Raw genomic sequence first — 18793 nt, forward strand, 5'->3', positions numbered from 1 at the left:
GGGGTATACACACCTCATCCCTTGAGGGAGGCCAGGGCGTCGCCAAAGATGTCCAGTGCCTTGAAGAACAGCGCGCGTGAGATCGTCAGCGACGGCATGACGCGCATCACGTTGCTGTAGCGTCCACAGGGAATCATCAGTACCCCGTGGCTCAACAGGTAACCCATGAGTTGGCCGATCTTGTCCGGTGCCAGTGGCGCCTTGGTGACCGGGTCCTCGACCAGCTCGATCCCGATCATCAGGCCGCGACCGCGGACTTCACCGACCAATGGGCTGTCGAAGCCACGGATGCGTTCCTGCGCTTCCAGCCCCAGCGTATGAGCGCGGTTGATCAGATCGAGCTCCGGGTCCTGGAGGATGCCGATGTTGGTCAGCGCCACCGCCGCGGACAACGAGTTGGCGGCGAAGGTGTTGGGCATTGATCCATCAGGAATCGCCGCCGCCAGGTCCGAACGCATGATCAGGCCGGCCATTGGCAAGTCGCTGCCAATGCCCTTGCCGAAGGTGAGCATGTCGGGCTTCACGCCGGAGTGCTCGACCGCCCACATCTTGCCGGTACGTCCGGCGCCGGATTGCACTTCATCGACGATCAGCAGCGCGCCGCTGCGGTCGCAGGCCTTGCGCAACAGCTGCAGGAATTCTGGCGAGGGCGGCACGTAGCCGCCTTCGCCTTGTACCGGTTCCACGATCACGGCAGCCACGTCATCGGCGGCGGTGTAAGGGGTGTTCAGCAGGTAATCCACGTACTCACCGGCAATCTGCTCGGCGCTCTTGTGGGTGGTGTCGAAGGGAAAACGGTAGGCATAAGGGTAGGGGGCGTGAATGACACCCCCCATCTGGGCACCGTAGCCCTTGCGATAGGCCGTGCCTGTGGTCAGCGCACCAGAAGCGTTCCACACGCCGTGGTAGCCGCCGTGGAAGGCGATGATCTGGTGCCGTCCGGTGACGCGTTTGGCGAACTTGATCGCCGCCTCCAGCGCATCGCTGCCGCTTTGCGTGAAGAAGGTGATGCAGTCGCCGCGCAAGCCGTCGGGTGCGATCTCGGAGAGCTTGGCGGCCAGTTCGGTGCGCCGGGTGCTATTGACCTCCAAGGCGTGCATCAGCACTTCAGACTGTTCGCGAATGGCCTGTACCACTTCGGGGTGGCAGCGACCTACGCTGCTGACGCCCACGCCAGCGGACAGGTCGATGTAGGTGTTGCCATCGGCGTCCTTGAAGGTCGCACCGAACGCCCGGTCCATGGCCACGGGCATCCGTCCGCCGCCACGAGCCATGGATTCGGTACGCGCCGACAACGCCAGGGCCTCGGTGGTCCTGGGGCCGGGAATGGTGGAGGTTATCCGCGGGGCATCCGCGAAATGGAGGGATTCTAGCTTGGCTTCAATCATGACGGTCTCTCAGGATGTCGGTTTCAGTGCCCCGATCATCCCCGTGGCCCGTTCCTGGCCGGTAGCCCGAATCGGCACATTGGACGCGCCGCCTAGAGCGTCAGTACCAGAGCGCTGACATGAAGCAAAGAAAATTTGCAGAATTCTCTTAACGTGAGAATATCGCGTAACAAGGCATTCTAAAAACAAGAATCTTGGCCGAGGCTTTCGACATCATGAAAAATCAGAACATCAGCCATTTTCGTGACATCCATGTCCACGCCGCCACCGTCCAGGAGTGGAACCAGGATTACAGCCAGTTAACCGCCGGTTCGGCCGAGAGTTCGCTCATCCAGTTGACGACGGGGCGGTGCCATGTATTCCGCGAGCAGATCAACCAACGCGTGGTGCAGCATGGCGTGGCCCCCCGAGGCAAAATGTGTTTTGCCGTACCCATCACCGTCCCGGGTTCGATTCGGATGCAGGGTCGGGAGGTGGACGAGAGCAGCCTGTTCTTTCTTCATGGCGGCGAAGAGTTCATGTTCCACATGCCGATGGGCATGGAGCTGCTGGCCATTACCTTCGAACGTGAATTGTTCGAACAGGCGTTGGCTCAAACTGCGTCGGCCAAGGAAATCAGCCAGTTACTCCGCCAACCGGTAATCAGGCTCCCCACGCAACGCTACGCTGACGCTCGACGTCGGATGCTGGCGGCATTCTCCCAGGCGCTCTCGAACGAAGAACTCGACAATGCGCAAGATCGGGAGCTGGAACAGGCCATGCTCGATGAGCTGCTGCAACTCATGACGGACCCGGCCTGTGATAAGCAGCAGCGTTCGCCAAGTTCCACGCGCAGCTTCATTGTCGAGAAGTGCCATCGCCTGGCGACCGCGGAACTGAACAATGTGCCCAGCGTGGACGAGTTGTGCCAGCGACTCCAGGTGAGTCGACGTACCGTGCAGAACAGCTTCCGCTCGGTTGCCGAGACGACCCCGATCAATTACTTGCGCTCCGTGCGGCTCAACGGTGTGCGCCGGACCTTGATGTCCACCCGGGCGTCGCATCTCTCGATCGGCGATGCCGCCGCCCAATGGGGCTTCTATCACCTCAGCCATTTTGCAGCGGAATATCAGGAACTGTTCGCCGAATTACCTTCCCATACGGCCCGTGCGGCCATCAACGACCGCGCGCATGCCTGAATATGGGCGGATGGATAACGGTCATCTGTTTTTTTGAGAAGAGGTCTCTGGTTACCGATTTGGGATAGTGGGGTGTTCGGGGAGCGGCATAGGATCGAATCCAGCGTGCAACAAGAACAATAACGCCATTCGGTGACGGTGAGCGGTTGACTGCATCGATCCTACAACGCCTGCCTCATACAATAAGGTCAAGAAAACATGAGCGTACCTCTCCCGGTCAACAGCTCCACGGAGCTCAAGCGTGGGGCCCTGGGTGTCGGCTTCATCATCTTCTTCGTGGTCTCGGCGGCGAGCCCCTTGAGCGTCATCGCCGGCGGTTTTCCCATTGGCATCATGCTGGGCAACGGCGCCGGCACACCGGCGTTGCTGATCCTGGCCTTGCTAGTGTTACTGGCGTTCTCGGTGGGCTACACCACCATGTCCCGGCACGTGACCAATGCCGGTGGCTTCTATGCGTTCACGTCTCGCGGTCTGGGTGGCTTGGCCGGTGGGGCGGCGGGGGTCCTGGCGATGTTTGCCTACAACATCCTGCAGGTCGGGCTGTATGGCATGTTCGGGGGCGTGGTCAGCGGTACGATGGAAAGCGTCTTTGGCCTGGTACTGCCCTGGTGGTCGTACTCGCTGATGGCGATGGCCAGCGTTGCGATTCTCGGTTACCGCAAGATCGACCTGTCGGCCCGGGTGCTGTCGGTCATTGTGATCGCCGAATACCTGGCGATCCTGCTCCTGGATTTCGCCATTCTCAGGGCAGGCGGCGACAGCGGCATCAACCTCGATGCGTTTGATCGCAGCCACGTGTTCAGCGGCACGCCGTCGATCGGTTTGCTGTTCTGCTTCGCGGCGTTCATCGGCTTCGAGGCCACCACCATCTATGGCGAAGAGGCCAAGAACCCGCAACGCACGATCCCGATTGCCACCTACTGTTCGGTCTTGTTGATCGGCGGTTTCTACGCGCTGTCGGTCTGGTCGATGGTGATCGGTGTCGGGGCGGACAAGATCGTCTCCACGCTCCAGGCCTTGCAGGACCCCACGACGTTTATCTATGGCATGTCCGACCATTTTGTCGGCCCGCAGTTGACCCAGGTCATCCGCGTGCTATTCATGGTCAGCATCTACGCCGGGCTGCTGGCCTTTCATAATGCCGCGGCGCGTTACTTCTACGCCATCGGGCGTGACGGCTTGCTGCCCAGCCGCTTGGGCACGACCCATCGGGTCCACCAGAGCCCGCACATGGGGTCGGCATTGCAAAGCTTGATCTCCGCCGTGGTGGTACTGATTTTCGCTGCCATGGATGCCGATCCGATCCTGCAACTGTTCGCCTGGCTGTCCAACCTGGCGACGCTGTGCGTGATTTTGTTGATGGCGCTGACTTCCGCGGCGGTCTGGGTCTTTGCCCGGCGCCACCCCGAGCTCAAGCTGGGGATCTGGCGTGGGCGGATTTTCCCGGGCTTCTCTTGCCTGGCGCTATTGGCGGTGCTGTTTATCGCGGTGGTGCATTTCGATGTGCTGACGGGCGCGAGCAAGGCCTTGTCATACGGCCTCTGCGCGATCATTCCCGCAGCGCTGCTGGTTGGCGTGTTCCTAGCAGCGCGACTGCGCAAGGCGGCACCGCAGCGGTATCTGGTGCTGGGCAGTCACAAGCTCTAGTAGCAGGCCGCAGAATGGGGCGGCAGGGCATGATGTCGACCCAATCTGCTGGCGGCGGTGCTGCTCGATAAAATGTGGGCATTTTCTTTTCGGCTCCACCAAATTCATTCGAGACATTCTTGGGAACGAGATCACTACCGGCCATCGCCATGGGTGAAATGGAAGTGACCGGTAAACGCTGCTGATTATTTTTGCGGCAGCAATGCTTTTCGCGCGGCCTTTTCGTGCTTCATTGCGGCAATCTCACGCTCGCAGGCTTCGACGTCAAAGGCATTGTCCCACTTGGCAATGGCAATAGTGCCGATACCATTGCCGATCAAATTGGTGACAGCTCGCGCTTCGTTGAGGAATCGGTCGATGCCCAAAAGCAGGACAAGGCCTACCAGCGGAATGGAGTGGATGGTGGTGAGTGTTGCCGCTAGGGTGATGAACCCGGCTCCCGCCACGCCAGCCGAACCTTTCGAGGTCAGCAGGAAGACTCCCAAGAGAATCATCTGATCCATAAACGTCAGCGGTGTGTTAGTGGCCTGGGCGATAAAAATCGCCGCCATGGTGAGGTAAATGCAGGTGCCATCCGCATTGAAGGCATATCCCGTGGGTAGCACCATGCCCACCACGGACTTCTTGCAGCCCAGTTTTTCAAGCTTCACCATCATTCGCGGAAGCACGGCCTCGGTTGAGCAGGTGCCAAGCGTGATGAGAATTTCATCTTTGAAATAGCGAAGAAATTGCATGAGCGGCATGCCCGACCATCTCGCAACCGTGCCCAGTATGACCACGATGAAAATCAAGGTCGTGACGTACAGTGCGATCAGCAACTGGCCGAGTGACAGCAAGGTGCCAATTCCGTACTTGCCTATGGTGAACGCCATCCCTGCACCGGCACCGATCGGAGCCAGGCGCATCACCATTGCCACGATCTTGAACAGCCCTTGCAGAAACAAGTCGAGGGTATTGATCAGCGGTTTGCTGGTTTCGCCCATTTGAACGAGGGCAATGCCCATCAATACCGAAATCAAGATGACCTGAAGCATGACGCCATTCGAGAAGGCGCCAATGAAGGTGCTCGGGATGATGTTGAGAAAGAAATCTATCGTGCCACCCTGCTGCGTGGCGGCTTGGCTGTACTTGGCAATAGCACCGCCATCGAGTGCCTCTATATGAATGTTCATCCCGACGCCAGGCTTGGCGATGTTGACCACGACAAGGCCGATGACCAGGGCAATGGTTGAAAGGATTTCAAAGTAGATCAGCGCTTTGACCCCGATCCGCCCGACTTCCTTGATGCTGCCCATCTTGGCGATACCAACGACGACGGTACCGAAAATGATAGGCGCCAACAGCATTTTGATGAGTTTGATGAAGCCGTCGGCAAAAGGTTGGAGCTTGGCTCCCAATTGCGGTTCAAAGTGACCGATTGCTGCGCCGATGACGATACCAATCAGCACCTGCACATACAGCTGGCTGTACCAGCGGGATTTGGAAGTTTCCACGGAAGCACCTCATTTTATTTTTGTGATGGGCATGTGGCTGGCGCCAGTGGATGACGCCTGAGTCTGCGGCTTCTTGAGAAACCGCAGAGAGCGATTGATCAGCCTTCGCCTAACTCACGCATGACTGCGTACAAGGCGGACTTGGCTTCAAAGCCGACACCCGGAATATCCGGAAGGCCGACATAACCGTGTTCCACCTTGATTCCGTCGGCGAAGCCGCCGAAAGGCTGGAACACATCGGGGTAGGATTCGTTGCCGCCCAGGTGCAGGCCGGCAGCGATGTTCAGAGACATCTGGTGACCTCCATGGGGAACGACGCGGCGGGAAGACCAACCCATTTCTTCCATCACTTTCAGGGTGCGCATGTACTCCACTAGCCCGTAGGACAGGGCGCAGTCGAACTGGAGGAAGTCGCGATCAGGGCGCATTCCACCGTGACGCAGAAGGTTGCGGGCATCCTGGTGGGAGAACAGGTTTTCCCCGGTGGCCATGGGCAGCTCATAGTGGTTGGCGAGCTCAGCCTGAAGTGCATAGTCCAGCGGGTCGCCGATCTCCTCGTACCAGAAGAGGTTGTACTGCTTGATCGCTTCCGCGTAAGCGATACCGGTCTGTAGATCGAAACGGCCGTTGGCATCGACCGCCAGTCGACGACCGTCACCCACCACCTCAAGCACCGCTTCGATGCGACGGATATCTTCATCCAGCGGTACTGCCCCAATCTTCATCTTGACGACGTCGTAGCCACGATCCAGATAGCTCTGCATTTCTGCTTTGAGCTTGGTCTGGTCTTTACCTGGGTAGTAATACCCGCCCGCCGCGTAGACCCAGACCTTGTCATCTGCCACGCCGTTACGGTAGCGGTCAGCCAGCAGGCGATACAGCGGTTTGCCCTCAATCTTGGCGACGGCGTCCCACACCGCCATGTCGATGGTGCCAACGGCGACCGAGCGCTCGCCGTGGCCGCCTGGCTTTTCGTTGGTCATCAGGGTTTTCCAGATGGCGAACGGATCCAGGTTGTTGTGTTCAGGGTCGACGAGCGTGTCAGGATCCGCTTCCGCGATACGCGCCAGGAAACGATCCCGCATCAGAGCGCCCTGGCCATAGCGCCCATTGGAGTTGAAACCGTAGCCGACGACTGGTTTGCCATCGCGCATTACATCTGTGATGACAGCGACGACCGAGCAGGTCATCTTGGAAAAGTCGATATAGGCATTGGCAATGGGGGAGGCAATGGAAACGGTTTTTTCACGAATGTCTACGATACGCATGACGGGGTCCTCTTGTTGTTTGTGGCCCCACGTTAGGCTTTGCGATGTCTCCCGCCCAATGCTATTAATGCCTCACCCTATGCACAGGAGGCATGGCCCTTGGAACTCGTTTGGCTCGAAGATCTTTCAGCGCTTGCGGAGTACGGCAGCTTTGTCCGTGCCGCTGAGGCACGTCATGTGACTCAGCCAGCTTTCAGTCGAAGAGTGCGTTCATTGGAGAATTGGATGGGCGTCGAGTTGTTTGTGCGCACACCACAAGGAGCCACCCTTACCGAGGCAGGAAGGCAAATTTTGCCCAGTGCTCAGGAAGCAGCCCGGCACTTGTACAGAATGCGTAACGAGGCTCAAGAGGTCGCTGGCGTCGCCGCCAAATCGTTGCAATTCGCGGCGACTCATTCGCTGTCGTTTACGTTTTTCCCCAAGTGGCTTCGAAGCTCGGAAAACGGTGCCCCCATCGAGGCCGTGAAGCTGCACTCGGACAGCATGGCAGTCTGTGAGCAGATGCTGATACATGGTCAGGTTCAGTTTCTGCTCTGTCACCGCCATCCCGACGTTCCGCCTTTGCTGGCGCCTGATCAGTTCACCAGCAAGAAGGTAGGGGAGGACGTCCTCGTTCCGCTTGCGAGCGCTTCCACTGACTTTGGCACCTCGCCCGCGGCATTGCCTTATCTCGCTTACACCCATGAGTCTGGACTGGGGCGTATCGTCGCCCACAGACTGCGTGGCAAGGAAGATTACCTTCACCTCAAACCACTCTTCAGCAGCCATCTCGCAGCCGTACTCATGTCCATGGCTCTGGAAAGCAAAGGCGTGGCGTGGTTGCCTAAAAGTCTTACCGAGCAGGAAATCCAGGATGGGCGCTTGGTCAGAGCGCTCGACGAAAGCTGGGATATACCGCTGGAAATTCATCTGACCCGCCCGAAGGCAATCCTCAGTCAGTCTGCGGAAGATTTCTGGGAGCGGGCGGGTAGTGACTCGCAGAATTTTCCATGACGCGTTGCGCTGTTCGGGTTTGATTCACTGGCGTGCTGCGGGCTTGTCGATGGGGGCGCACTTTGCCGTTCGTTTTTGACGAGGAAAGTACCCTGTTGGCACTCGATGCACAGTTGGAGCGCGCCCAGCCCTGGAGGGGGCGGATCTCACCGATCAATGCCTGCCAGCGGTCGGTTTCTTAGCTGATCTACAACGGGGAGTGGCCGCACTTGTCCCAGAAATACAAAACGCCCGATGCGGTGCATCCGGCGTTTTGGGATTAAAACCGCCGCAAACCTGTTTCAAGGTCGACACGGCGCTGTGCGTTCCGAACCTGGTGCAAGCCCTAGGGTTACAGGCCGATTTCCATGAAGCGCCGGGTGAATATCTTCGCGTCAATCGGCTGATCCAGGACCTGTTCGAAGCGAACCTGGGTGCTGTGCCCGGTTTCGAGATTTTTCATCGAGAAGAGGTTAGGCCGCCACTCGAGTGCGCCGCCTGCAGCAGGGAACTGGCGGATGTCCGAGCTGGTGCGGACTTTGAAGAACTCACCCGCCTTATTGTAATAATGTTCCTGGATCGCGGTGTAGTACTGCTGTTCGACCCAAATGATTCGCTTGCCGTACAAGCCTTGCTCAATCTGCTTCTTGGTGGTGGGAATCGCCTCGACGACCCAGCATTTGCGCTCGACGCCGCTGTTGTCCTTGATCGTTTCTTCTTTTAGCAACTTATAGGTGTGATGTTTGACACCTACCACGCCATCGGTGATCGACATGTCCTCATAGGTGAAGTCGGTGCCCACGAAGCTTTGAGTCTGGTCTGCCCCGGCAATGCGCCGGACCTTGCGTAAGGCCGGCAGGTAGATCCAGCGGTCCGGGTCTTCGTCGGCATTGGATTTCTCCAGGGCCAGCACACGTGTGCCTTTGACATCCTTGGGTTCTACAAACTCCAAGTAGGATTTGCGCGCGGCTTTGTCACCGTCGTCAATCCTCAATTTCAACGTCCGTTCGCGCGTATTGCCTTGGGCATCGGTCATTTTAATGAAGACGTCGCTGGTCTCTGTCAGGCTTTTTCGGGAGTCTTCGTTGAGCAGCATGATCTGCTCGGCGGTATAGGTCTGGGCAAAGGCAGAGGAGGCTGCTGCGCTCATGATCAATGCGATAAGGCTGAGTTTTTTCATCGAAGTACCATTCCATTTGGCAAAAGTGGGGCTGCGCACTATTCAGGCGACGCAGCGGTTTATTTCATTGGACTCTATGAGTCGGTTACCGAGTACCTGGCTGTTCAAGGCTTCTATCAGGCTGGCGGCCACTGAGACGGCCGACACGGGACGGTATTTTTTCAACGGGCCGAGAAAGGCCCAACCCAAACCGTGGTCGATATAGCGACTCAGGCGTTGAAGCGGACGGCGGCTATCCTTGTTTCCGTACGTCATTGACGGGCGCACGAAGCAGCAGATTTCAAACCCCAGTTGACTGAGTTGGGTTTCTGCCTGAGCCTTGACTTGGAAATAGTCGTTTTGCGCGTGCAAGTTCGCTCCCAGGGTCGAGACATAACTCACGTGCTTGGCGCCATGACGTTGGGCATGAAGCGCCAGTTCGACGGGGTATTGGCAGTCGACTTTGAAGAACAACGCCTTGTCCTGGCTTGATTGCCCCAGGGCTATGTAGAGATCGTCGCACGGCCCCCACTCGACAGTAGCCGGCAAGTTGTCAAAGTCGATGACTTTTTCCTGGTAGCTCGGGTGGACAAAAGTCGTCGGGCGTCGTACCAATCCCAGCACCCGCTCATATCGCACGTCATTGCACAGCAAGGCGACGCATTCACTGCCCACTTGGCCGTTGGCGCCTGCGATCCAGGCGGTTCGTTTCATGCTGTTCAATGGGCGTGTCCGGTGAGTGCGCGAGCCGCAGGGAGGTGGTCGTGACCAGTGACGATCCGGCTCAACAAGTCGACGATGTCGGGTTGTTGTTCGAGGATGAAAAAGTGTCCGCCCTGGCAGGTATGCAAGGTGAAATCCCGCGAGGTGTGTTCAGACCAGCGCTGCATTTGAGCAGGTGTTGCCAACAGGTCCGACTCGCCCGAGAGAGCCACCAACCGTGAGCTGACCTGGCCAAATCCATGACGCTGCGCATCGGCGTTCAAACGTAAGTCATCGCGAATGATCGGCAGGTACACCGCCATGGCTTCCGCGTCAGCCGCCAGTTGAGGCGGCAGACAGCCCAGGGACATCAGGAATTCGGTCAACTGCGGGTCGGACGATTCCGGGTCTATATCGGTCAGGCGGGTCTCATCCGGTACCGTGCGTGCCGAGATGATCACCGTCTGCGCAGGGCGGCCGTGGCGCTCCTCCAGCGCCTGGCTGACTGCAAACCCGAGTGCGCCGCCGAGGCTATGGCCGAAGATGGAATAGTCCCCAGGCAAATGCTGGTGGATGGTGTCGGCCAAGTGTTCTACCACCGCCGTAAATGTCGTCGGGCGCTGCTCTTTGTGGCGACTCTCACGCCCCGGCAGTTGAATGGCCAGTACCTTAATGGTCGCGTCGAGCTGTTTCGCCCAGCGCCGGTAGAAGCTTGCGCCGCACCCGGCCGGGCCGAAGCACAGCAACACCGGGCCCGATGAGGGTCGCTCGGTAAAAGATACAAATGTTTGCTTCATCAATAGGTCCTGATAGCCGCTGATACCATGAGCATCGCCCGTGGGTTACTGGGGAGTGGGCTCAAGTGTTCCTGTCGCGTGTGCGACGGGCACGAACGTGACCACTACCCTCAAGGTGGCTGGGATCAGAATCAGCGTGAAGACGGCACAGGCCACCATGGACACGGCCGTCAGCAGGCCCAAGTTGACGATGGCCGCATAGTTCGATAGACACAGAATGGCGAAGCCGCACGCCAGCGACAGTGAGTTGATCATGATCGGGCGCGCCACTTCGTTGACGGTCTTGCTCAGAACCTCTTCATGGTCGCTTCCCGGTTCTTTCGAATTGCTCAGGTAGACCGTGAGGAAGTGGATCGTGTAATCAACGCCTACGCCGAAACAGATGCCGCAAATCATCGCGGTGCCGATATCCATCGGAATATCGAAGGTATGCATCAGTGCGCCAATGAAGGTGAGCGTAAAGATCATCGGGACTATGCTGACCATGCCGAATTTCAGCGAACGGAAAATCGCAATCATCATCGAGGCAATCAGGACGAACGAGAACACAAAGCTGTAGACCTGGCTCTTGACGATCTCGGGGATGTTGCTTGCTTGAAGTTCCCCGGTGCCGAACACTTCCAGGGTAACGCCTTTGGGCAGCACGGTAGTGGCGTAGTCACGCACATCGGCAATGATTGCTTCCCAGGTCGTACCTCGGTCGGTATAGGCCATGCCGATGATGCGGGCGCTACTGTAGGTGTAGTCCACAACGTCCTTGATCTCGCTGCCGTTACCGAACTCGTAGAGCAGGAAGTATTGGGAAATCAGCTCCTCTGATGCGCTGGGAGACAGTTGCGCGACGGCTTCGTCGGCCATCACCTCGTTGATCCGGTTCAAGTAGTCGACGGGTGAAATCGTGTAGCCGATTTGGGTGTGGCTCTTGAGCCGTTGTTCGATCAAGCGCAGGGCTTGGATAAAGTCAGGACGCTTGACCATGTCCGGGGTGTCGGATTTCAGCCAGATCGACACCGGCACCGTACCGCCAAAGTGTTGGTTGAGGACGTCGTTGTCCTGGCGCACCGACGTCGACTTGGAAAACGACGAAATATTTTCGTTATCAACCCGCACCTGCAAGCTCATGTAGGTCGCGCCCACCAGCATTACCAAGCTCAGGCTCAACAAAGGCCAGGGGCTTTTGCGAGACAGGCGGTTGGACAGGTTACTGAAGCGATCCACCAGCAGCATGAAACCGTTGTCGTTGCTTTGACGGACCTGTTGTTCGGGTAACTTCAAATACGTCAGCATCGCCGGCAGCAGGGTGATGGTGATGACAAACGCAAACGCCACACCGATGGCAACGAAAATGCCGAACTCCTGGATGAACGTCAGGTTGGTAAATGCCATGGCGATAAAGCCGACAAACGTCGTGAACGACCAGATGCCCATGGGAATCAACAGGTAGTCCATCGTGCCGCGAATGGCGGTTTCCGAATCGCTCTCGACCACACGCTCGTAGTAGGCGGTGATGAAGTGGATAGAGTCCGCCACCGCAATCGAGATGATAAACACCGGAATCATGTTGGTGATGATGTTGAGCTTGTAGCCGGCCAAACTCACCAGGCCCATGGTCCAGATCAGCGACAGGATAGAAATCAGCAACGGAATCCAGACGCCTTGCCAGCGACGGAAACTGATATACAGCAATAGCGAAATGACCACCACGACAAAGGGCAGAAACTTGTTGTTGTCTTTCTCGACGATATCGGTGATCGCCGCGTAGTACGTGGCGGTGCCGCCGATATGGAAGGAGTCTTTGGAGGGGATTTCATTGACCTGCCTGAGGATCTCCACATACGCGCGCTGCAAATTGCGCGAGTCCTCTTCATCCACCGCCAGTTCGACTTGAATCATGGAGGCTTTGCCCTTGGGCGAGATCAGCGAGTTACTGAACATCGTGTTGCCGAAGACTTCTTCCGACAGTTTGTTCAGTGCCTGCGGGTCTGAAGGCACCTCGACCATCAGGTCGTGAACATCCAGGGCGTCGCCGTCCAACTCGATATTCTCGACATCGGCGAGGCTGCGCACCTTAATCACGGGTGCGACCCGCACGATAAGGTCCGTCACGTAGTCCTTGGTGCCTTGCGGGCAATCCTGGCGTGTCGCCAGATACGCCGACAGCTCTTTCAGGCTGGCTTTGTCCTGTGCATTCAAGCCTCCCTGCAGAATGTGATCCACCAGGCCTTTGCTTTGTGCATCCACGGATGCAGCTTGGAGTTGTTCGCTGTCGTTCTCGTCGATGAGTGTCAACTTGGAGAATTGCTGGGTCAGCGTCTTGATCGTTGCCAGCGAGGCCGGATTGAAAATAGACGGCTGCTGGGTCACCACACCTACCAGGATCTGTTCACCCGAACCGCTGAAGTGGTTGCGCGCCTCGGCCGTCAAGACCCGGCCCTTGAAGTCTTTGCCAAGCAAGAACAGGGAGGGGTTGACTTGCAGGGACAGCAACTGCACGCAGAAAAACAGGGTGGTCAGGACCAGAAGCCCGAGGGTGGCCTTCTTGTGCCTCAATATGAAGTTGGCGTAGCGCAGGGAAAGGGACGTCACAGCACGGTTCCTTGTTTGAGTCGTAAGTGTGGGCATGAGAGGGGCCAATCAACCGATGATCGGTTGCGCGGCGCGAAGGTCATCACGCTGTTCGGCATGGGCAGGCGAGGGATAGAACTCCTGGAAGTACTCCTTCAACTGTTCAACCTGCGAGAGCTCGCAACGCAGCGCCAGGTAGCCATCGGGTCGAACCAGGAACAGCCCGCCATCCTCGACGCCCAGTTGTTCGCGCAACGCATCGTCGATGGCATACGTCGCGGTAAAACCATGGGATGGCGTCAGGGCTGCCATGGTGGGACCGCCCAGCAAGAACGTCCGCAGGAAATCCGTATGACGCATCTCGGCGTACAAGGCCCGGCTCAGTTGTTCCAGTTGTGAGGCACTGGCGGCTGAGCGCGGTTCGAACACCAGCGCGCAGAAATGAGTGCCCTTGAGCAGGTCGAATACGCGCCGGCTGCCGGCGGCGGCATCGGTGATTACGCCGTCAGGCATGCGCTGGCCGGTGCCAAGGCCGTTGCTGTGCCGTGCCTTGGTGGCGGTTGCGTAGTCGATCTGGAAGCCGGTGGCCTGTTTCATGATCCGCGCCTGAAAGCGACGGGTCGTCGCTAGGCGCGGGACGACAGTGTCGCGCAGCCAACGCAGCAGCGAATTCTTCAGATTGAGCATGCGCATTTGCTGGTTGGTATTTTTCAACACGGTCTGCGCGACGGGGCGGCGCTCGACTTGATAACTGTCCAGCAAGGCCGGGCGCGCACGCGCCGTGAGCACATGGGCGATCTTCCACGACAAGTTGTAGGCGTCCTGCAGCCCGGTGTTGAGCCCTTGCCCGCCAATCGGACTATGCACATGGCAGGCATCGCCAGCGAGAAATACGCGGCCGAGGCGATACTGCGCCGCGAGGCGATGTTGAAACGTCGTCACCGACAGCCATACCGGATCAGCCAGGCTGATGTCGTTGAAGCCGCGCTCATGCAACCGGGCATTGACCTGCTTGATGCTGAGGTCTTCCGTCGTCAGGGTGACATCCTCACAATCGATCACCACCCGGTGCCTGCCGTCGGGCAGAGGGAACAGCATCATGTAGCCATCGCCTGAAGTGAAGACATGCCCGCTGCGGTTGTCCCCGGCCCACGACAGCGTGCCGTCGGCAATGATGTACGGCCGTGGATAAGCGCCGCCGTCAAAGGCAATGCCCGCAAGCTTTCTGACGTGGCTCGCGCCGCCGTCGCAGCCCACCAGCCAACTGCACTCCACCTCCTGTTGCTGGCCGTGCTGATCCACCAGCGTGGCGTGCGCGGCCTGCTCATGTTGCACCAGGTTGTAAAGCTCCAGGCCGCGCTCTACATGGCCACCCAAGGCCAGGTAACGCTGTTCGAGGATGTCCTCGACGCTGTTCTGGGGAATGCTGGCCGTGAACGGGTAGGGCACCTCGAGCTGATCGAGATTATAGGTAATCAAGCGTTTGCGGTTGCTGTAGATATTCATCTGCTCGACCCGAACGGCACGCGCCAGCAACGGCTCCAGCAAGCCCAGGTCTTCCAGCACCTCCATGGACCGCGAATGAATGGCGAAGGCTTTGGAGAACGACTGACGTTGCCGGCGTTTGTCGATCAGTCGATGCGCGATGCCATAGCGCTGCAATTGCAAGCCCATCAGTAACCCTACCGGGCCTGCGCCGACGATCAGTACGGGTGTAGCAGTATTGGCTGTGTGGCTCATTTCGGGCCTCCCTGGTCACTGAGCTGGCTGTGCGAACGAACGGTAATAGGGGTACTGGGCCATCTCCAGAAGATTGCGATCACCCTCACTGTCGCCATAGGCATGAATCACATAGTCCTGGGGGGTTCCGAGAATCTGCTGCACGCGGATGACTTTTTCCTCGGCCTGGCAGTGCGGGCCATCCAGCTCTCCGGTCAGCCGACCTTCATGTTCCTTGAAGCGCGAACCGCTGGTGGCGTCGAAGCCGGCCGCTTTACCCCAGGGTTCCAGGTACACATCCGCCGAGTTGCTGACCAGCAGGCAGCGGTGCCCTTGGGCCTGGTGCCACTTCAGGCGAGCGAGCGCCTCGGGGTTCAGCCAACCCGGAATGTCCTGCTGTGCGAACAGCACACCCAGGGCGCGGTAGCGCTCGGCGCTGACGCCGGTCATGCAGCGGCGAATCATCACTTCACGGGCGGCCATCAAGGGGATGATCCTGAGTGCGAGGAGCACGGCCGTAGGGATGAGGCTGATGGCGATCAGCGTGAAGCGTGGACCGCCTATCAGCCGGCGCAGAAAACGCCAGAATGTGTGGCGGTCGGTGAGCGTGCGGTCAAAATCGAAGACGGCGACGACGGGTTTACCTTGCGTTTGATCAAGCACAAATGATCCCTCTGGGGAATGCGTTAATGGGTAGTTTCCAGTGCGCGAGCGGCCTGGTAGTCGGCGGGCGGCAAAATCAGCCCGCGGCCTTCAATCGTGCCCAGTACCACGCCGTTCTGAACGATGTGGCAGTGGCTGTGGCTGCGGTGCAAGTGCCCGTTCTTGAACATCAGGTCGGTGTACTGCGCCAGCAGGTAAACCGGTGCGTCATGCTCGGCAAAGCTGTCGAAGCGAATGCGCATGTCATCCAGCACGAACGGAAACTCGCGGGGTACACCCTGGAACACATGTGTGCAGGCGATGCCGAATTGGCGTGCGGCCTCAATCAGGTACAGGCCGGGGATGTGATCCTGGGCGTGCTCGTAGAAGAACGGGTGGTTCGCGTCATGGAACAGCTCGGCGGCGTACCAGCCTGTATCGCCAATGGCTGCCATGTCGCCGAGCAGTACGTTGCTTTCGCTGGATTTATGCACATGGCGCTTGTCCATGCGCCGGGTCTCGCCGTGGCGCCCCGAACTGTTCCATTGCGTCAGCCAGCCGATCGCGAAGTCCAGCGCGTGGTTGGTCTGAGGCATGTCCGGCTGCAGTGTGTCCGTGCCGGCGTTTTGTTCAACGAAGTCCAGCAGCAACCCGAGTTTCTGGGTGTGCAAGAGTTCCAGGGACACCTTGCCGGCGTTGGGGTACGTCCGTTCGATGCGCGTGCGCAGCTCTGCCAGCATCAGTGAGTCGAAACCGATGTCGTCAATCAGTAGGCTTTCCTCATCCAAGGGTTTGTCTTCCATCTTGGCCAGGTGCCGAATCAGGTACTTCACGTAGTCGCGGGTGGTCATGCCGGCCGGTGCTGCCAGCGCTTCGGGGGCGGGCGGTGCGGTGCTGCATGCCTGCGTGTGGTCGTTCAAGGCATCCAGTTGCTTGAGCCAATAACGGCTGCCCTGGAAAGCATAGGTGGGCAATGGCAGCTTGCGCCGTTGAGCATGGGTGTCCCAGGCCGCCGGAACGATCGGTGCGCCGGCTTCGTACAAGCCAGCGAGCGTGGCCGCGATGGTGGCCCAGACAGGCTGTGCAACGTGTGCGGCAGCCGGTTGGTCCCACAGTGGGTGGTCGAGTGTTCCCAGGGCAATCACGGTCTGTACGGGCTCGCGTTCGAGCGCCTGTTCCAGCAACCCACTTGCGGCGTAGGGCAGTGCGCCGTCGTGGCCGGGGCGATATACATAGGCACAGGCGTCGACCTGTTCGGATGCGGCGGCAATGCGTTGCAGACCCTTGTCCAAGGACAGGTTGCCAGCAATCACTGCGGCCATTCCCTGCATGGTGCTGTGGGCGACGATCCAGCGTGGCTGCACGCCGAACGAGCGCCACATGATGGCGTGACCATAAAACAGCGCCGCGTCGGCCAAGCGCTGTGCCTGCGGGTTCAGCACCGGGGCATCGAGGTCGATCGCCAGGGTTCGTCCGGCGATCTCCATGCACTCGGTGTAGGCGCATTGAAACGCCAGGCTGCTCTGGCCCACGGCGCGATAGCGCTCCCGGTCCGAAGCGGTGAGGACGCCCATGACCCAGCCGACCTGGCCTGCCCCTTCTATCGGTTGCGTGGCTTGGGGGGGGCGATCCAGAGCGTGTTGCAACGTGTGGATCAGCTCAGCGCGGTTGTTCCCGCTCACGGCAATTCGCTGTTCGAACTGACGTCGTCCGCCATTTTGCGAGTAGCAGATATCGGCCAGCGCCTGCTCATCGCTGCTTTCCAGGAATGCAAGTAGTTGCGACGCATACGTGTCGAGCGCGAGCTTTTCCCGAGCGCTGATGAACAACAGATGAGGCCGCTGCTCAACGCTGGACGGTGTGCTCGGCACCGGGCTGTAAGACTCCATGATGATGTGCGCATTAGTGCCACTGAAGCCGAATGAGCTGACCGCGGCCAGGCGAGAGGCGCTGGTGCCGGACGGCCACGCCTGGCGGTCGGTGCAGATGGCGATGTTTTCGTCATCGAGATCGACAAACGGGTTCACGCAATTGAAGTGCAACTGCGGCGGAATTTCGCCTTGCTGCAGGGCTTTGGCAACCTTGATGATGCCCGCGACACCGGCCGCTGATTCGCTGTGGCCGATATTGGTCTTGAGGGAGCCGACGCGCAGCGCTGTGTCACGCCCCGCTGCACGGCCATAGACGGCGCCCAGGGATTGCAGTTCGATGGGGTCGCCGAGCTTGGTACCGGTGCCGTGAGCCTCGACATAACCGACATCCTTGGGGTTGACCCGGGCATTCGCCAAGGCGCTGCGAATGACCCGCACCTGGGATGGGCCGTTCGGGGCCATGATGCCCTGGCTCAGGCCATCCTGATTGACCGCCGAACCACGAATCAGGGCATAGATATGATCGCCGTCCGCAACGGCCCGAGACAGGCGCTTGAGTACCACCACCCCACAGCCTTCGGCGCGCACATATCCATTGGCCGATGCATCGAATGCCTTACACAGGCCTTGCGGCGAATGCATCATGGCCTGCGACTGGGCCACCGAGGTGGTCGGCGCGAGGATCACATTGCAGCCACCGGCCAGGGCGAAATCGCACTCGTCCAGGCGCAGGCTCTGGCAAGCCAGGTGAACCGTGACCAGCGAAGACGAGCAGGCGGTATTGAGGGTGAGGCACGGGCCCTTGAAGTCGAATGTGTAGGACACGCGGCCGGAGTGCACGCTTTCATGATTGCCGGCATTCATATGCGCCGCGATTTCATCGAGGCTCAGATGCCGCACCAGCAAATCGGAGTGGTCTTTGTTCATGATGCCGGTAAACACCCCGGCATTCGCGCCGCGCACGCTGTCGGGCGGCATGCCGGCATCTTCGAGGGCCTGCCAGGTGACTTCGAGCAGGGTGCGTTGTTGCGGGTCCATGCACTCGGCTTCACGGGGCGTGATGCCGAAGAGCTGGGCGTCGAAACGCAGCACATCGGCGAGCAGCCCGGCGTTGGGCGAGTAGGTTTTACCCGGACGCGGCGCCTGCGGATCGAAGAAGCGCTGCTGGTTCCAGCGCTGATCGGTGAGCGGCGACACGCTGTCCACTCCGTCGCACAGATTACGCCAGAACTGCTCGACGCCTTCATCGGCGCCCGGATAGCGACAGCCAATACCGACAATGGCGATGGGTTCGTGCGCACGCTCGTCCAGTGCCTTGATGTCACCATTGAGCCGGTTGATTTTCTTCAGCGCGTTCTCCATGAGCGCGCGGCTATCGTTGTGTTGCGTCAT

The 18793-nt window shown here is 59.1% G+C and carries 13 protein-coding genes and 1 pseudogene; 4 read left to right on the plus strand and 10 right to left on the minus strand.

Translation table 11 applies throughout. The annotated features are described in order from the left end of the window. Positions 1–14: 14 nt before the first annotated feature. The gene (locus ACMTA2_RS16405; protein ID WP_413790829.1) at positions 15–1388 is read right to left on the minus strand and encodes an aspartate aminotransferase family protein; all 1374 of its coding nucleotides are present in this window, start codon (positions 1386–1388) and stop codon (positions 15–17) included. 215 nt (positions 1389–1603) lie between these two features. Between ACMTA2_RS16405 and ACMTA2_RS16410 the strand changes: the two genes are divergently transcribed. Together ACMTA2_RS16410 and ACMTA2_RS16415 are read left to right on the plus strand one after the other, a co-directional pair. Continuing rightward, complete coding sequence (locus tag ACMTA2_RS16410) at positions 1604–2566, plus strand: helix-turn-helix domain-containing protein (protein ID WP_413790830.1); 963 nt, start codon at positions 1604–1606, stop codon at positions 2564–2566. Positions 2567–2764: 198 nt separating this feature from the next. Beyond that, positions 2765–4213, plus strand: a complete 1449-nt coding sequence (locus ACMTA2_RS16415) for an APC family permease (RefSeq protein ID WP_413790831.1) — start codon at positions 2765–2767, stop codon at positions 4211–4213. Between the two features lie 185 nt (positions 4214–4398). On the opposite strand, the gene dctA is transcribed toward ACMTA2_RS16415, so the two are convergent. After that, positions 4399–5706, minus strand: coding sequence for a C4-dicarboxylate transporter DctA (dctA, locus tag ACMTA2_RS16420; RefSeq protein WP_413790832.1), 1308 nt, complete (start codon positions 5704–5706; stop codon positions 4399–4401). 98 nt (positions 5707–5804) lie between these two features. Then, positions 5805–6974: a mandelate racemase/muconate lactonizing enzyme family protein gene (locus tag ACMTA2_RS16425; RefSeq protein WP_413790833.1), complete on the minus strand. Its 1170-nt coding sequence runs from the start codon at positions 6972–6974 to the stop codon at positions 5805–5807. A gap of 99 nt (positions 6975–7073) precedes the next feature. Between ACMTA2_RS16425 and ACMTA2_RS16430 the strand changes: the two genes are divergently transcribed. Both ACMTA2_RS16430 and ACMTA2_RS16435 read left to right on the plus strand, forming a co-directional pair. Continuing rightward, complete coding sequence (locus ACMTA2_RS16430) at positions 7074–7967, plus strand: LysR family transcriptional regulator (RefSeq protein WP_413790834.1); 894 nt, start codon at positions 7074–7076, stop codon at positions 7965–7967. 22 nt (positions 7968–7989) lie between these two features. Continuing rightward, a pseudogene (locus tag ACMTA2_RS16435) lies at positions 7990–8149 on the plus strand (amidase); the annotation flags it as partial. A 149-nt stretch (positions 8150–8298) separates the two neighbouring features. On the opposite strand, the gene ACMTA2_RS16440 reads toward ACMTA2_RS16435, so the two are convergent. Genes ACMTA2_RS16440 through ACMTA2_RS16470 form a run of 7 tightly spaced genes read right to left on the minus strand, consistent with a single transcriptional unit; the run spans position 8299 to position 18793 of the window. Next, the gene (locus ACMTA2_RS16440) at positions 8299–9126 is read right to left on the minus strand and encodes an outer membrane lipoprotein-sorting protein (RefSeq protein ID WP_413790835.1); all 828 of its coding nucleotides are present in this window, start codon (positions 9124–9126) and stop codon (positions 8299–8301) included. Between the two features lie 42 nt (positions 9127–9168). Beyond that, complete coding sequence (locus ACMTA2_RS16445; RefSeq protein ID WP_413790836.1) at positions 9169–9819, minus strand: Rossmann-fold NAD(P)-binding domain-containing protein; 651 nt, start codon at positions 9817–9819, stop codon at positions 9169–9171. 5 nt (positions 9820–9824) lie between these two features. Then, a complete protein-coding gene (locus ACMTA2_RS16450; protein WP_413790837.1) occupies positions 9825–10604 on the minus strand; it encodes a thioesterase II family protein in 780 nt (259 codons plus the stop codon). A gap of 45 nt (positions 10605–10649) precedes the next feature. Next, positions 10650–13190, minus strand: coding sequence for an efflux RND transporter permease subunit (locus ACMTA2_RS16455; RefSeq protein ID WP_413790838.1), 2541 nt, complete (start codon positions 13188–13190; stop codon positions 10650–10652). Positions 13191–13238: 48 nt separating this feature from the next. Beyond that, positions 13239–14909 (minus strand): FAD-dependent monooxygenase, encoded by a 1671-nt coding sequence (locus tag ACMTA2_RS16460; protein WP_413790839.1) that lies wholly within the window; start codon positions 14907–14909, stop codon positions 13239–13241. A 15-nt stretch (positions 14910–14924) separates the two neighbouring features. Beyond that, positions 14925–15551, minus strand: coding sequence for an HAD family hydrolase (locus ACMTA2_RS16465; protein ID WP_413790840.1), 627 nt, complete (start codon positions 15549–15551; stop codon positions 14925–14927). Between the two features lie 23 nt (positions 15552–15574). Beyond that, a complete protein-coding gene (locus tag ACMTA2_RS16470) occupies positions 15575–18793 on the minus strand; it encodes a beta-ketoacyl synthase N-terminal-like domain-containing protein (RefSeq protein ID WP_413790841.1) in 3219 nt (1072 codons plus the stop codon).

It is taken from the genome of Pseudomonas medicaginis, from assembly GCF_965119365.1.
GTDB lineage: Bacteria > Pseudomonadota > Gammaproteobacteria > Pseudomonadales > Pseudomonadaceae > Aquipseudomonas.